14 protein-coding genes are annotated in these 14,305 nt (G+C 58.9%); 5 read left to right on the top strand and 9 right to left on the bottom strand.

Annotation, left to right across the window (positions count from 1 at the left end; all coding sequences use genetic code 11):
• Positions 1-87: 87 nt before the first annotated feature.
• Genes HY028_10770 through purM form a run of 3 tightly spaced genes read right to left on the bottom strand, consistent with a single transcriptional unit; the run spans position 88 to position 2,542 of the window.
• Positions 88-798 carry a DUF3108 domain-containing protein gene (locus HY028_10770; GenBank protein MBI3345317.1) on the bottom strand — a complete coding sequence of 237 codons (711 nt, stop codon included), beginning with the start codon at positions 796-798 and terminating at the stop codon, positions 88-90.
• Positions 799-800: 2 nt separating this feature from the next.
• On the bottom strand, positions 801-1,469 hold the full coding sequence (locus HY028_10765) for a phosphoribosylglycinamide formyltransferase (protein ID MBI3345316.1): 669 nt from the start codon (positions 1,467-1,469) through the stop codon (positions 801-803).
• Positions 1,470-1,471: 2 nt separating this feature from the next.
• Entirely contained in the window at positions 1,472-2,542 is a 1,071-nt protein-coding gene (gene purM, locus HY028_10760) for a phosphoribosylformylglycinamidine cyclo-ligase (GenBank protein ID MBI3345315.1), read from the bottom strand.
• 151 nt (positions 2,543-2,693) lie between these two features.
• Here purM and HY028_10755 point away from each other — a divergent pair, with 151 nt between their 5' ends.
• From HY028_10755 to HY028_10740, 4 genes are read left to right on the top strand one after another with little or no spacing between them, the layout of a single operon-like run.
• Positions 2,694-3,251 carry a CDP-alcohol phosphatidyltransferase family protein gene (locus tag HY028_10755; protein ID MBI3345314.1) on the top strand — a complete coding sequence of 186 codons (558 nt, stop codon included), beginning with the start codon at positions 2,694-2,696 and terminating at the stop codon, positions 3,249-3,251.
• Positions 3,248-4,312 carry an AI-2E family transporter gene (locus HY028_10750; GenBank protein ID MBI3345313.1) on the top strand — a complete coding sequence of 355 codons (1,065 nt, stop codon included), beginning with the start codon at positions 3,248-3,250 and terminating at the stop codon, positions 4,310-4,312. Before HY028_10755 ends, HY028_10750 begins: the two co-directional genes overlap by 4 nt.
• Positions 4,313-4,320: 8 nt before the next feature.
• The gene (gene hda, locus HY028_10745) at positions 4,321-5,022 is read left to right on the top strand and encodes a DnaA regulatory inactivator Hda (GenBank protein ID MBI3345312.1); all 702 of its coding nucleotides are present in this window, start codon (positions 4,321-4,323) and stop codon (positions 5,020-5,022) included.
• A 47-nt stretch (positions 5,023-5,069) separates the two neighbouring features.
• The gene (locus HY028_10740) at positions 5,070-7,070 is read left to right on the top strand and encodes an EAL domain-containing protein (protein MBI3345311.1); all 2,001 of its coding nucleotides are present in this window, start codon (positions 5,070-5,072) and stop codon (positions 7,068-7,070) included.
• 18 nt (positions 7,071-7,088) lie between these two features.
• Here HY028_10740 and HY028_10735 read toward each other — a convergent pair whose 3' ends face one another.
• Positions 7,089-7,391 carry a DUF4398 domain-containing protein gene (locus HY028_10735; protein ID MBI3345310.1) on the bottom strand — a complete coding sequence of 101 codons (303 nt, stop codon included), beginning with the start codon at positions 7,389-7,391 and terminating at the stop codon, positions 7,089-7,091.
• A gap of 87 nt (positions 7,392-7,478) precedes the next feature.
• On the opposite strand from HY028_10735, the gene wrbA reads away from it, so the two are divergent.
• Positions 7,479-8,072: an NAD(P)H:quinone oxidoreductase gene (gene wrbA, locus HY028_10730; GenBank protein ID MBI3345309.1), complete on the top strand. Its 594-nt coding sequence runs from the start codon at positions 7,479-7,481 to the stop codon at positions 8,070-8,072.
• Between the two features lie 103 nt (positions 8,073-8,175).
• On the opposite strand, the gene HY028_10725 is transcribed toward wrbA, so the two are convergent.
• The 5 genes from HY028_10725 to HY028_10705 all read right to left on the bottom strand — a co-directional run bounded on the left by HY028_10725 (position 8,176) and on the right by HY028_10705 (position 14,304).
• On the bottom strand, positions 8,176-9,726 hold the full coding sequence (locus tag HY028_10725) for a 2-isopropylmalate synthase (GenBank protein ID MBI3345308.1): 1,551 nt from the start codon (positions 9,724-9,726) through the stop codon (positions 8,176-8,178).
• A gap of 396 nt (positions 9,727-10,122) precedes the next feature.
• The gene (pssA, locus tag HY028_10720) at positions 10,123-10,947 is read right to left on the bottom strand and encodes a CDP-diacylglycerol--serine O-phosphatidyltransferase (GenBank protein MBI3345307.1); all 825 of its coding nucleotides are present in this window, start codon (positions 10,945-10,947) and stop codon (positions 10,123-10,125) included.
• 32 nt (positions 10,948-10,979) lie between these two features.
• Positions 10,980-11,996, bottom strand: a complete 1,017-nt coding sequence (gene ilvC, locus HY028_10715; protein ID MBI3345306.1) for a ketol-acid reductoisomerase — start codon at positions 11,994-11,996, stop codon at positions 10,980-10,982.
• 99 nt (positions 11,997-12,095) lie between these two features.
• On the bottom strand, positions 12,096-12,590 hold the full coding sequence (gene ilvN, locus HY028_10710) for an acetolactate synthase small subunit (GenBank protein MBI3345305.1): 495 nt from the start codon (positions 12,588-12,590) through the stop codon (positions 12,096-12,098).
• 1 nt (position 12,591) lies between these two features.
• Positions 12,592-14,304 (bottom strand): acetolactate synthase 3 catalytic subunit, encoded by a 1,713-nt coding sequence (locus HY028_10705; protein ID MBI3345304.1) that lies wholly within the window; start codon positions 14,302-14,304, stop codon positions 12,592-12,594.
• Between the last annotated feature and the right edge of the window lies 1 nt (position 14,305).

The raw sequence follows: 14,305 nt of genomic DNA, 5'->3' as shown, positions 1-14,305 counted from the left end.
TGTGTTCCTCTGCGTCCTCTGCGGTAAATTATATTTATCTGGGTATTTTTCTGTCGGCTCTGGGCGGTTAGATAGATGCTTTTAGGTTTAACGCAGCCCCTCGACGGATTTGATTACCATGCTGAATTCGCCGTCGTCCTGCTCGTCCTGTTCAATCCGCACCGGCAGATAGTCGAGACTCGGCGCACACCAGATCAGGGTGGTCTTCTTGTCCGGCCCGGGCACACGCTGCACCTTGACGGTCTTGAGCTTGCCTAGCGGCGTGTCCAGCGTTTCTTCACCGGTGATGTCGAAGCGGTAGGTCTTGAATTTGTGTTTGTCCGCGATGGGGTATTCGAGCGGTTTTTTTCCATCCTTCAAATCCATCATCAGGACCAGTTGATAGAGCAGGATGTCGGTCAGCCCCTTAGCCACGGGCATGGCCCGTGTTTCGCCGTCCAGGGCGTTTTTGACCAGCCGTTGATCCCAGTCGAAAATGAGCTGAACTTTTTTTGGTGTCTTGCCGCCGCTTTTTTCGTAGCGGTATTCGAGTGCGCGGATCGCGCCGTCGTGGTAATCCCACAGACTCTGCTCGATGATTTTATCCTTCACCAGCAGGCTCAATAATCTGCTTGCCGTGGTGACTGATTCGTAGTTGTACCGGCCGCCGGCCTGCTGGTTCAGTGTGCGTGTCATCTCCCCGATGGGAATCCCGCCCTTGTTGACGGTGTACTGCGCGGTAAAGGCTTGCGGCGCGGCCGCCGCGCTACAAGTGCCGATAAGATACAACACCACCGCACCGAGAGAATGTTTACCCATTCTTATTCGACATCGCTGAGTGGCAAGTGTTCGGAAATCTCCAGGGGCTCACCGTCCAACACCGCGCAGTCGCGACCGCCGCGTTGTTCCAGGCACAGGCGTTTCTCGGCGAACCAGCGTAACGCCTGCGGGTAGATGCGGTGCTCCTCGGCAAGCACCCGCGCGGCGAGCGTCTTGGCGTTGTCATGCGGCAGCACCTTGACGCGGGCCTGCAGGATGACCGGACCGCCGTCCACCGCCTCGGTGATGAAGTGCACGCTCGCGCCATGCTCGACCGCACCGGCGGCCAGGGCGCGGCGATGGGTGTCCAGCCCCGGAAAATCGGGCAGCAGTGAGGGATGGATATTGAGCAGGCGCCCCCGGTAATGCCGGACAAAGCGCGCCGTCAAGATGCGCATGAATCCGGCCAGTATGACCAATTGAGGCTGGTAACTGTCTATCAGGGTCAGCAAGGCCGCATCGTAGGTTTCACGATCGGTAAACTGGGCATGATCGAGCACCTGAGTGACCAGGCCGGCGCGGTGAGCCAGATCCAGGCCCGAAACCTCGGGACGATTGCTGATGACCGCGCGGATCTCGAGCGGTAGCCTGCCTGCAACCACTTCGTGCACGATGGCCTGGAGGTTGCTCCCACGCCCGGAGATGAGAATCACACAGGGCATCGCGGTCATTTTCACGCTCGGAACAGGACGTGGGCGGGGCCGCTCCGTTTCGCTGCCGCGATCTGGCCGATGCGCCAGGCGGTTTCGCCTTCAGCCTCCAGCAATTCCAAGGCCTGTTCCGCATCCTCTTCCGCCACGCACACCACCATCCCGATGCCGCAGTTAAAGGTGCGGTACATCTCCTCGGCCGTCACCCGGCCCTGTTGTTCCAGCCAGGTGAAGATTGGCGGACGCGGCCAGCTTGAGGTATCCACCAGGGCGCAGGTGTTTTCCGGCATCACGCGCGGCAGATTTTCGGAAACGCCGCCGCCGGTGATGTGCGCCAGGGCATGCACCTTCACCTTCTCGAATAATTTGAGCAGGGGTTTTACGTAGATACGGGTCGGTGCCAGCAACGTTTCGCCGAGGCTCCGGCCGTGGAAGTCTTGCGCAAGATTCGCGCCTGAGGCTTCGATAATTTTGCGTATCAGCGAATAACCGTTCGAGTGCGGCCCGGAGGAGGCGATGCCGATCAGCGCATCGCCGGGGGCTACCCAGTCTCCGGTGATGATGCGTGATTTTTCGACGATGCCGACGCAAAAGCCGGCCAGATCGTAATCACCGCCATGATACAGGCCGGGCATCTCGGCGGTTTCGCCGCCGACCAGCGCTGCGCCGGCCAGTTCGCAGCCCTGACCGATGCCTTCGATGACCGCCGTGGCCACTTCCACATCAAGCCGTCCGGTTGCATAGTAATCAAGAAAAAACAGCGGTTCGGCGCCCTGCACGACCACGTCGTTGACACACATGGCGACGAGATCTATGCCGATGGTGTCGTGCTGGCCCATCTCCAGGGCCAGCTTCAATTTAGTCCCCACACCGTCGGCGCCCGACACCAGCACCGGCTCGCGGTAGCCCGGCGGCAGCTCGAACAAGGCCCCAAAGCCCCCGATTCCGGCTAAGATACCCGGACGGCGGGTGCGGGCCGCAATCGGCTTGATCCGTTCGACCAGGCGATGGCCGGCGTCAATGTCCACCCCCGCGTCGCGGTAACTGAGCGCAGGAGTGTCCTGTGGGGGGCGAAGGGGGGGGCGTTTCTTCACAAGGGCTCCGGATCAAAGAGTGTTATGGTATAGGGGTGTTGCGACGACTGCAAACTGAGCAACGGAACCCTTCCTGTTGACTTGCAAGCCGTCCTCGCATAGCGTGCAGTCTTGGAATTAAGGGGGTAGACAGCGTAGTCGCTGAGTATCTATGCAAGCTAGCAATATTCCCAATGCCATCAGTCTTGGTCGCATACTGCTCGTGCCGCCGATGGTGGTGCTGCTGCTGAACGAGTACTATGGCGCGGCGCTCGTGTTGTTCGCCGTGGCCGGGGTCAGCGACGCCTTGGACGGTTATCTCGCAAAGCGCTACGGGTGGGGCAGCCGCCTAGGCTCCATCCTGGACCCGCTTGCCGATAAGCTGTTACTGGTCAGCGCCTATCTCGTCCTGGGCTGGCTGGGCGAGATCCCGCTGTGGCTGGTGATGGCGGTGGTGGGCAGGGACTTGGTGATCGTGGCCGGCGGTGTGGCGTATCATTATCTCATCGGCAGTTATGAGCTCGAACCCAGCCTGCTGAGCAAGCTCAATACCCTCGCGCAGATCGTGTTGATACTCGCCATGTTAGTGACTCATAGCGTGTTAATCCTTCCCGCCTGGTTGGTCGCCGCGCTCGTCTATCTGGTGCTGGTCACCACGCTGTTGAGCGGGCTAAGCTACGTGTGGACATGGGGTGTGCGTGCCCTGCGGGCGAAGAGGCGCCCCCAGTGACCGATTCCAACAAATGGCTGTTGCTGCTGCCCATCGTTATCGCCGCGGGTTTGCTGTATCTGCTCGCGCCGGTGTTGACGCCGTTTTTTGTCGCGGCGCTGCTCGCCTATCTGGTGGACCCCTGGGTGGACAGGCTGGAAACGTACAAACTATCCCGAGGGCTCGCCACGGCCATCGTCTTCACCGCATTACTCGTAATGATCGTGCTCCTGCTGCTGATCTTTGTTCCCATGCTGGAGCGGCAGATCACCCTGTTCATCGGCAAACTCCCGGGTTATCTGGATTGGCTGCAAAACACCGCGCTGCCATGGCTGCTGGCGCGTTTTGGCTTGGAGCAGACGAATCTTGATCTCAGTGTGCTGCAACAGACACTCGCCAAGAACTGGCAGAAGGCGGGTGGCCTGGCGGCCGGTGTATTGACCTCGCTGTCGCACTCCGGCCTGGCGTTTCTGGCGGGGCTTGTCAACCTGCTGCTCATCCCGGTGGTGACATTTTACCTCCTGCGAGACTGGGATATTCTGATGGCGCGCATCAGGGAACTGTTGCCGCTCAACATCGAGCCAGTGGCGGTGCGTCTGGCAAGGCAGAGTGATGAAGTGTTGGGGGCTTTTCTGCGCGGCCAGCTCCTGGTGATGTTCGGATTAGGCGTGATCTATTCGGTGGGTTTGTGGCTCGCCGGTCTCGATCTCGCTCTGCTCATAGGCATGATCGCGGGTCTGCTGAGCTTTGTCCCTTATCTGGGATTCATCATAGGACTGCTCGCGGCGGGCGTTGCGGCCATTGTGCAATATCACGATGTGGTGCATCTGCTTCCTATCGTCATAGTATTTATCATCGGGCAGCTCGCCGAGGGTCTGGTGTTGTCGCCCTGGCTGATCGGCGGGCGCATCGGCCTGCATCCCGTGGCGGTGATCTTCGCCGTGCTGGCGGGCGGCCAGTTGTTCGGATTTTTCGGCGTATTGCTGGCGCTGCCCGCCGCCGCCGTCATCATGGTGCTATTACGTCACGCGCATGAGCGCTATCTGAGCAGCCGCTTATACGGCGCCACGCCACCGGAGTGAGCAGGACGATGTCTCCGGTGCAGCTACCCTTGCCCGTTGCGCTGCCCGATGGGGCCTGCTTCGCCAATTTCGTCGCGGGCCGCAACCTGGAAGCCGTGCAGACCTTGCAGGGGCTGATACACAGCAATGAGCGTTTCGTTTATCTATGGGGCGCCGCCGGGATGGGGAAGACGCACTTGCTTCATGCGTCTTGTCAGCACGCCGCTGACCAGCATACCACCGCGGCCTACCTGCCATTGGCGGAGGCGGACACGATTTCCCCCGCCGTGCTCGAAAGTTTGGAGCATCTCGACGTGGTATGTATAGATGATATCCAGGCGATAGCGGGGCGGCCGGAGTGGGAGACCGGACTGTTGCATCTCTACAATCGTATCCGTGACAGCGGGGCGCATCTGCGGGTGACGGGGAACGCTGCGCCCGCGGAACTCGGACTTGCATTGCGCGATCTCAGTTCGCGCCTGAGCTGGGGTTTGATATTTCAACTTCACCCCCTCAATGATGAAAATAAATTGCGCGCCCTCCAGTTGCGCGCCCGCAGCCGCGGCATGGATTTACCCGAAGAGGTGGGCCGCTATTTACTCCACCACTGGCCGCGCGCCATGCCGAAGCTGTTTGAGTTGTTGCAGCACCTGGATATCGGTTCACTGGCCCAGCAGCGCAAACTGACAATACCCTTCGTGCGCGAGCTCATTAAGCAGGTAATGTCTTGATAAGGTTTCCTAAAAACGATACGGCAGGGCTAACGGAGCGTCCTTCTGTGGATGCTCAGCAGATTTTTGCGGAACGAGTACAGGTACTCTATCGGCTGTCCATTCCCACTGCCCTGTTGACGATAGGTGTGGTGTTAAGCCTCTCCGCGGTATTGTGGAGGCCGCTCGATACCACCGTATTGTACCTACTGTTAGTGATCGCACTGATTGCCGCAGGTAGGGTCTTACTGACTAAAAATTATTATCGTGCCGCCCCGCCTCCCTCTCGCGCCGTTTACTGGGCCAGGCTCTTCGCGGCAGGCAGTACCTTGGCGGGTCTCGCATGGGGTCTGCTGGGACTCGCCTTGCTCCACGATCACAAGCCTGTATATGAGGTTATCGCCATCCTGATTGTGGTGGGCGTAGCTTCGGCGGCCGTAGTGCCGCTGTCCGCATTCAGGAGCATCTATCTGGGATTTCTATTGCCCTGCCTGCTGCCACTTACCGTGAGTTTTTTTCTGGAGGGTGACGCGGAGCATCTCTCGCTCGGTATATTAATGTTGGTGTACATGGGCGCCATCACCAGTTCATCTTTCCTCGTTAACCGGGGCATCGTGGATAACATAAAGACAAAGTACGAAAACACCAATCTCGCGCAAGAACTGTCGCTTAAACATCAGGTCGAAGCCGCTAACCGGGAGCTTAAAACCGAGATCAGCGAGCGGCAGCGCGCGGAAGAGCGGATATGGCACCTGGCGTACCACGACACTCTCACCGGACTGCCCAACCGCATGCTGCTGCAGGACAGGCTCAGCCGCGCGCTTAACTATGCCCAACGCAGGCAAGGCAAGATCGGAATACTGTTTATTGATCTGGACCGCTTCAAAACGGTCAACGACTCGCTGGGCCACGGCATGGGCGATCGTCTGCTGCAAGCCGTCGCAGAACGTTTGCTGACCACGGTTCGCTCGGGCGACACCGTGGCCAGGCGCGGCGGTGACGAGTTTGTTCTGGTGCTACCTGAAATCAACGATCCCGGCGGCGCAGTTCAGGTGGCCGATCATATCCTCGAATCCCTGTCCAGCCCGTTCAAGCTCGACAAGCAGGTTCTCTACGCCACGCCCAGCATAGGGATCAGCATCTATCCGGAAGATGGGGAGGACGTAGATACCCTGTTGAAGCACGCCGATATCGCTATGTATGCCGCCAAGGAGGCGGGGCGCGCGCGCTATCAACGCTTCATGCCCGCGATGAACGAGCGCGCGCAAGAGCTGCTGTCTCTTGAAAGCAGATTGCGCAGGGCCATAGAGCGCAGCGAGTTGCTGCTGCACTACCAGCCCGAAGTGCATTTGCTGAGCGGCAATATAGTCGCGGTGGAAGCGCTGGTGCGCTGGCAACATCCCGATCTGGGCCTGTTGATGCCGGACAGATTCATTTCCATTGCCGTGGAGTCCGGCCTGATAGTCCCGTTGGGCGAGTGGGTGCTCAAGAAAGCCTGTGCACAGCTAAAGGAATGGCACAAATCGGGACAGCCGAAATTGCGCGTCGCCGTGAATGTCTCCGCGAATCAGGTCAAGCAGGGCAACTTTGTGGAGTTGGTGATACGGGTCTTGCAGGACGTTGGCTTGGAGCCGAAATACCTGGAACTGGAAATCACCGAAGGCGTGCTTATGGACGATACCTCGCATACCTTAAACACCCTGCAGGAGTTACACAATTTGGGCGTGCGTATAGCCATTGACGATTTCGGCACGGGATACTCGACCCTTGTTTACCTGAAACGTTTTCCCATTGACCGTATTAAAATTGATCGCTCCCTGGTCACCAGCATCAGTCCCGACAGACGGGATGAGTCGGCCATTGCTTCCGCCATCATCGCGATGGCGCACAGTCTCAAACTGGAAGTGATTGCGGAAGGTGTAGAGACACAGGACGAGTTGGATTGCCTGATATCGCTGCTGTGCGATGAAGCGCAGGGCTATTATATCTGCCGCCCGCTACAGACGGAGCGTTGCACCGAATTCTTCAAAGAACACGCCGAGCGGCAACTATATCCGGCGCAAGGCTGATCACGCTGCGCGCGACGTTTACGGACTTTGAGGAGCCTTTTTCTCCAAGGACTTAGAGCGCGCCTTTACGGCCGCTTGCTTAGCCGCCACGGCGTCGCTGCGTGCCCGTTCATAGGCATCTTCTTCAAGCGCATTCTTGGCCTTGTTCAAAAGCTCCACCGCCTGATTGAGTTCCTCGGTGGCGTAGACTTCCGCGCCGCTGTCGCGCGCCGCCTGCACGGCCTGGCGCGCATCGCTCATCTCCTGAGTAGGAATACTCGCGCAGCCCAGTACTGTGGTTATTAGCAGGATAACCAGCTTGAAACAATGACGGCGATTCATGATGCTATACCTTGCGGCGCAATCCGCATGGAAGAAAACGATCAGATCATGGTATATTCAGCCTGAAACTTACCCCAGTCAAGACTTATGGCAGACATCCTGGTACTCTACTATAGCCGCTACGGCAGTGTGGCGCAGATGGCGCAGCATATCGCTCACGGCGTCGAGACGGTGAGTCGCATGCACGCCCGGATACGCACCGTACCGGCGGTCTCAACCGTGTGCGAGGCGGTCGAGGATGACATTCCCGCTTCCGGGCCGCCCTACGCCACGCTGGATGATTTGCGAGAATGCGCAGGGCTTGCGCTGGGCAGCCCGACGCGCTTCGGCAACATGGCGGCGGCGCTCAAATACTTCTGGGACGGCACCAGTTCGCTGTGGCTGTCCGGCGCCTTGATCGGCAAGCCCGCAGCGGTATTTACCTCTACAGCGAGCCTGCACGGCGGCCAGGAGACCACTCTCATCTCGATGATGTTGCCGCTGCTGCATCACGGCATGTTGATACTCGGGACACCCTACAGCGAACCCGACCTCACCACCACACGCAGCGGCGGCACACCCTACGGCCCCAGCCACCTGGCCGGACCCGACAGTAAGCTGCCCATCACTGATGAAGAAAAACGCCTGTGCCTTGCCTTGGGCAAACGTCTTGCCGAAACGGCGCTCAAATTACAAACTTAATGGGGGTAGGGTGGGCACGTTGTTTGTGCCCACGCGGAATCAAATGCAGTTGGCATGTGGGCACAAGCAGCGTGCCCACCCTACCAACTTGGCGTGAGTGAGCCTATATCGGTTGATCCGCCGTCTGAGGGTGGGCCCGCTCGCTGGGCTGGATGATCTTATTCATCGCATTGATATAAGCCTTGGCCGAGGCGATTACGATGTCGGTATCCGAACCCTGGCCATTCACGATCCGGCCGCCCTTTTCCACGCGCACCGTCACCTCGCCCTGCGCGTCCGTGCCGCTGGTGATGTTGTTCACCGAGTAGAGTTGCAGGGTTCCGCCGCTGTTCACGATCTTTTCAATCGCCTTGAAGGCGGCGTCCACCGGACCTCCTCCCGTAGCCGTGGCCTGTTGCTCTACGCCGTCTACCCATAAGGTGAGTTCGGCTTGCGGAGTTTCGCCGGTCTCCGAGCACACCTTAAGAAGCACCAGCTTGATGCGCTCATTCTCCGCCTCGAGATGGGCGTCGGTCACCAACGCCTGCAAATCCTCGTCGTAGATTTCGTGCTTTTTATCGGCCAGATCCTTGAAGCGCCCGAAGGCCTCATTGAGATCTTCCTCTGCTTCAAAGACCACTCCCAACTCCTGCATACGGGTGCGGAAGGCGTTGCGTCCGGAGTGCTTGCCGAGCACCATGCGATTGGTCATCCAGCCCACGTCCTCGGCACGCATGATTTCGTAGGTCGTGCGGTGCTTGAGGACGCCGTCCTGATGAATGCCGGATTCATGGGCGAAGGCGTTCGCGCCGACGATGGCTTTGTTGGGCTGTACGGCGAAACCGGTGATGCCGGATACCAGGCGCGAGCACGGCACGATTTGGGTTGTGTCGAGACTCGTATCGCAGGTGAATAGATCACGCCGTGTGCGCACGGCCATAACGATCTCCTCCAACGCGGCATTGCCGGCACGCTCGCCGAGACCGTTGATGGTGCACTCGACCTGCCGCGCGCCGTTCAACACTGCGGAGAGCGAATTGGCCACCGCGAGTCCGAGGTCGTTGTGACAATGGACCGAGAATACCGCCTTGTCCGAGTTGGGCACGCGCTCACGTAGCGTTTTAATCAACGCGCCAAACTGGTGGGGGAGGTTGTAACCCACGGTATCCGGAATGTTCACGGTGCGCGCGCCGGCGGCGATCACCGCCTCTAATACGCGGCAGAGAAAGTCAATCTCGGACCGGCCGGCGTCTTCCGGTGAAAACTCCACGTCATCGGTATATTGCCGTGCGCGTTGTACCGCCTTCACCGCCTGTTCCAGCACCTGCTCAGGCTCCATCTTGAGCTTCATCTTCATGTGGATGGGTGAGGTGGCGATGAAGGTGTGGATGCGTGCCGACCTGGCGCCCTTCAGGGCCTCGGCCGCGCGGTCTATGTCCTTGTCCAGGGCGCGGGCGAGGGCGCAGACGGTGCTGTCCTTGATGGCCTTCGCCACGGCTTGAACGGATTCAAAGTCGCCGGGACTCGCAAACGGGAAGCCCGCCTCGATCACATCCACCCGCATGCGCTCCAGGCCTTTCGCGATGCGGATTTTTTCATCGCGAGTCATCGAGGCGCCGGGACTTTGTTCCCCGTCGCGTAACGTCGTGTCAAAAATAATTAATTTATCGTTCATGTGCGCTCCAGATTCAAATTTATCCCTGCGGTTTTATCGCGGGCGCCAATACCCTCCCTCCCTCCCTCCCTCCCTCTGGGAGAGAGTTGGAGTGAGGGCAGGAGAAAAGTGCAACTGGCTCCCATTGGTTACCCTCGCGGCGCGAGATCAAGTTCACTTCATGCTACACGACGCGCCAGAAATGGCAACCGGCCTGCGCCGTGTGGGTTTGTTTGGATGAGTCGCGTATTTGTGATCCCCTCGCCAGGGGTGCGGGTGTGACGTGTCTGCCCTAGGGCAGCAGTCGGAGCGAGAACGTGTGAGGCGTGCGCAAACCTGCCTGCCCGCAGGGAGGGGCATAGGGAGTGAATATGTAGGTTGCGCTAATCATGACTATTCACTATAGGTGAATCCGGGTTAGTTTTCAAGCCCGTTGGAATCAGGCGGCGGAGAGGGGGTTTCGGGGTGTTGGCGCTGCGAACGTTTTTTCCGCAGGTGCAAGAGCGTCATGGCCGGGCCCGATACGGCGTAGAGCAGAAAAATGGCGAACAGGACAGAAGCCGGTTCACTGGAGATGAGGACAAACGCCAGGACGATGATGAGCAGGCTTACGAAGGGAATTTTGCCCTTGAGGTCGAGTTGTTTGAAGCTGTGATAGCGGATGTTGCTGACCATCAGCGCGCTGATGAGGATGGTCAGGACAAACGCGAGGATAAAGACCGGTTTGCCTTCCCATCCATAGCCGTGACCCACCCAGACGAGTCCGGCAAGGATGCCCGCCGCCGCGGGGCTGGCGAGTCCCTGAAAATAACGCTTGTCGGCAATCTCCGCCTGGGTATTAAAACGCGCGAGACGCAGCGCGGCGCCCGCTGTGTAGATAAAGGCCGCGAGCCAGCCCAATTTGCCGAAGCTCGACAATGCCCACGCATAGATCACCAAGGCGGGCGCGATGCCGAACGAGACCATGTCGGACAGGCTGTCGTACTCTGCGCCGAAATCGCTTTGTGTGTGAGTGAGGCGCGCCACACGGCCGTCAATGCTGTCCATCACCATTGCGACGAATATGGCCACCGCCGCGGGTTCGAAGTGCCCGTTCATGGCGGCGACTATAGCGTAGAAGCCTGCAAACAGCCCCGCCGTGGTGAACAGATTGGGAAGGAGATAAATGCCACGCCGCCGTTTGGGCGGCGGCTCCAGTGGAGCAGGTTCCGGATCGGTCTGACGGTGAGCGTGCTCTTGCATAGGCGTTGTCCGTAGGCCGGGCGAGCAGCGGTTTAGTTCTTCGTTTTGTCTACCAAACGATTGGCCTTAATCCAAGGCATCATACTACGCAGTTTTTCGCCGACGATCTCAATCTGATGTTGTTTTCCGAGACGGCGTTTGGCCTTCATCACGGGCGCGCCGGCCTGATTTTCCAGAATGAACTCGCGAGCGAATTCGCCGTTTTGTATTTCGCTCAAGATTTTCTTCATCTCGCGCTTGGTTTCTTCGGTGACGATACGTGGTCCGCGCGTGAAGTCGCCGTACTCGGCGGTGTTGGAGATCGAGTAGCGCATGTTGGCAATGCCGCCTTCGTACATGAGGTCCACGATCAGTTTCAACTCATGAAGACATTCGAAATAGGCCATCTCCGGCGCATAGCCCGCTTCGACCAGGGTTTCAAAGCCCGCCTGCACTAGCGCCGTCGCGCCGCCGCACAGCACCGCCTGTTCCCCGAACAGGTCAGTCTCTGTTTCCTCGCGGAAGTTGGTCTCGATGACGCCCGCGCGGCCCGCGCCTATCGCCGAGGCGTAAGACAAGGCCAGTGCCCGCGCCTTCTTGGAGGCATCCTGATGGATGGCGATCAGGCTGGGCACGCCGCCGCCCTGGGTGTAGGTGGAACGCACCAGGTGGCCCGGACCTTTGGGCGCGATCATGATAACATCCAGATCGGCGCGCGGCTCGATCTGGCCGAAATGGATGTTGAACCCATGCGCAAAGGCCAGCGCCGCGCCTTTTTTGATATTGGGCTCGATGACATCACGATACAGTCTGGCCTGATGTTCATCCGGCGCGAGAATCATCACCACATCCGCGCCCTTGACGGCATCCACGACTTCCTTGACCTTAAGCTTGGCCTTCTTGGCCTTGGCTTCGGAGGCGGAACCAGCGCGCAGCCCAACCACCACGTCCACGCCCGAATCGCTGAGATTGTTGGCATGGGCGTGGCCCTGTGAACCGTAACCGATAATGGCGACCTTCTTCTTTTTGATGATGGAAAGGTCGGTGTCTTTGTCGTAGTAGATATTCATTTGCTTCTCCTGAGTAATTCATTGCACGCAAAGGCGCCAAGACGCCAAGTAGGTTGTGATAAATTTGCGTTCTTTGCGGCTTTGCGTGAGCCCGGGTTTTTACACCTTCAAACTCTTTTCGCCGCGTGCGATGCCGGAGACGCCGGAGCGGACCACTTCGAGTATCGTCTTGCTGTCGAGCGCCTGTATGAATCCGTCTACCTTTTCGCCGGCGCCGGTGAGCTCGATTACGTAGCTCGAATCCGTCACATCAATAATGTGGCCGCGGAAAATATCCGCCAAGCGCTTGATCTCTTCGCGCTGCTCGTTGCCCAGCGCCTTGACCTTTATCAGCATCATCTCGCGTTCAATGTGCGGCCCTTCCGTAAGATCGAGCAGTTTCACCACATCAATCAGCTTGTTGAGCTGCTTGGTGATCTGTTCGATGACCGCCTCGGTGCCGCGCGTGACCAGCGTCATGCGCGACAGCGAAGGGTCCTCGGTTGGGGCGACCGTGAGCGATTCGATATTATAACCGCGCGCGGAAAATAATCCTGCGACGCGCGACAAGGCGCCGGCCTCATTTTCCATCAATATGGAAATGATATGACGCATGTCAGGCCAGCTCCCGATCAGGAGACAGATGCATCTGGTTGTGCGCCTTGCCGGCCTCGATCATGGGATAAACGTTTTCGGTCTGGTCGGTGATGAAGTCCATGAACACCAGCCGATCCTTAAGCTTCAGGGCCTCTTTGAGCGCCGGCTCCACGTCGGCGGGCTTTTCGATCTTCATGCCGACGTGTCCGAAGCTCTCCGCCAGCTTCACGAAATCGGGCAGCGCGTCCATGTAGGAGTGCGAATAACGGCCCTTGTAGAAAAACTCCTGCCACTGACGCACCATGCCCATGTAGCGGTTGTTGAGGTTGATGATCTTGATGGGCAGGCCGTATTGCTTGCAGGTGGACAGTTCCTGGATGCACATGATGATGCTTGCCTCGCCCGTGACGCAACACACAGTGGACTTGGGATGGGCAAGCTGCACGCCCATTGCGGACGGCAGGCCAAAGCCCATTGTGCCCAGGCCACCGGAGTTGATCCAGCGGCGCGGCTTGTCGAATTTATAAAACTGCGCCGCCCACATCTGGTGCTGGCCGACATCCGAAGTGACGAAGGCATCGCCCTTGGTGAGCTTATAGAGCGTCTCCAGCACGTACTGCGGCTTGATCAGTTTGCTCTTGTGGTCATAGCGCAGGCAATCCTTGGCGCGCCACTCATCAATCTGTTTCCACCAGGACTTCAGCGCGGCCGGGTCGGGCCGTTTTTTTGCGGCCTTGATGAGTTTAATCATCTCCTTCAGGACATTGTCCACGGAGCCCACAATGGGCACGTCCACGCGCACGCTCTTGGAGATCGAGGCAGGGTCTATGTCTATGTGAATCTTCTTGGAACCCGGCGAGAACAGCTCCACTTTACCCACCACGCGGTCATCGAAACGCGCGCCGATGGCGATCAGCGCATCGCAGTCGTGCATCGCCATGTTGGCCTCGTAAGTACCATGCATGCCGAGCATGCCGATGAATTGCTTGTCGGTGGCCGGATAGGCGCCCAGCCCCATCAAGGTGTTAGTGATGGGATAGCCCAACATCCGAGTGAACTCGGTGAGCGATTCAGAGGCCTCGCCCAGGATTACTCCGCCGCCCGAGTAGATCATCGGACGTTTCGCCGCGAGGATGATCTCGACCGCCTTCTTGATTTGTCCAGGATGGCCCTCGACCACCGGCTTGTATGAACGCAGCGCTACGCTCTTGGGATAGACATAGTCGGTCTTGTGTGCGGTCACATCCTTGGGAACATCCACCACCACCGGTCCGGGCCGGCCCGTGGTGGCGATATAAAAAGCCTTCTTGATAGTGGTTGCGAGGTCTTTCACATCCTTGACCAGAAAATTGTGCTTCACACACGGGCGCGTGATACCCACCGAATCCACCTCCTGGAAGGCGTCGCTGCCAATGGCGGGCGTAGGCACCTGGCCAGTGATGATGACCAGCGGGATAGAGTCCATGTACGCCGTGGCGATGCCGGTCACCGCGTTGGTCGCGCCGGGGCCTGAGGTGACCAGCACCACGCCCGGCTTGCCCGTCGAGCGCGCATAGCCGTCCGCCGCATGGGCAGCGCCCTGCTCATGGCGTACCAGGATGTGCTGTACGTCGTCCTGCTTGTACAGGGCATCGTAAATATGCAGCACCGCACCCCCCGGATAGCCGAAGACGTACTTGACCCCTTCGTCTTTCAGGCAGCGGACGAGGATCTCAGCACCCGTCAATTCCACG

Source organism: Gammaproteobacteria bacterium, from assembly GCA_016195665.1.
Lineage (GTDB): Bacteria > Pseudomonadota > Gammaproteobacteria > SURF-13 > SURF-13 > JACPZD01.
Note: the sequence above shows the minus strand (reverse complement) of the source record. Positions and strands in the feature narration are given on the sequence as shown.

Excerpts from the sequence above, each read along its gene's own strand:
- HY028_10770 (MBI3345317.1), bottom strand. The coding sequence starts at position 798 with ATGGGTAAACATTCTCTCGGTGCGGTGGTGTTGTATCTTATCGGCACT.
- HY028_10765 (MBI3345316.1), bottom strand. The coding sequence starts at position 1,469 with ATGACCGCGATGCCCTGTGTGATTCTCATCTCCGGGCGTGGGAGCAAC.
- HY028_10755 (MBI3345314.1), top strand. The coding sequence starts at position 2,694 with ATGCAAGCTAGCAATATTCCCAATGCCATCAGTCTTGGTCGCATACTG.
- hda (MBI3345312.1), top strand. The coding sequence starts at position 4,321 with ATGTCTCCGGTGCAGCTACCCTTGCCCGTTGCGCTGCCCGATGGGGCC.
- HY028_10735 (MBI3345310.1), bottom strand. The coding sequence starts at position 7,391 with ATGAATCGCCGTCATTGTTTCAAGCTGGTTATCCTGCTAATAACCACA.
- wrbA (MBI3345309.1), top strand. The coding sequence starts at position 7,479 with ATGGCAGACATCCTGGTACTCTACTATAGCCGCTACGGCAGTGTGGCG.
- HY028_10725 (MBI3345308.1), bottom strand. The coding sequence starts at position 9,726 with ATGAACGATAAATTAATTATTTTTGACACGACGTTACGCGACGGGGAA.
- pssA (MBI3345307.1), bottom strand. The coding sequence starts at position 10,947 with ATGCAAGAGCACGCTCACCGTCAGACCGATCCGGAACCTGCTCCACTG.
- ilvC (MBI3345306.1), bottom strand. The coding sequence starts at position 11,996 with ATGAATATCTACTACGACAAAGACACCGACCTTTCCATCATCAAAAAG.
- ilvN (MBI3345305.1), bottom strand. The coding sequence starts at position 12,590 with ATGCGTCATATCATTTCCATATTGATGGAAAATGAGGCCGGCGCCTTG.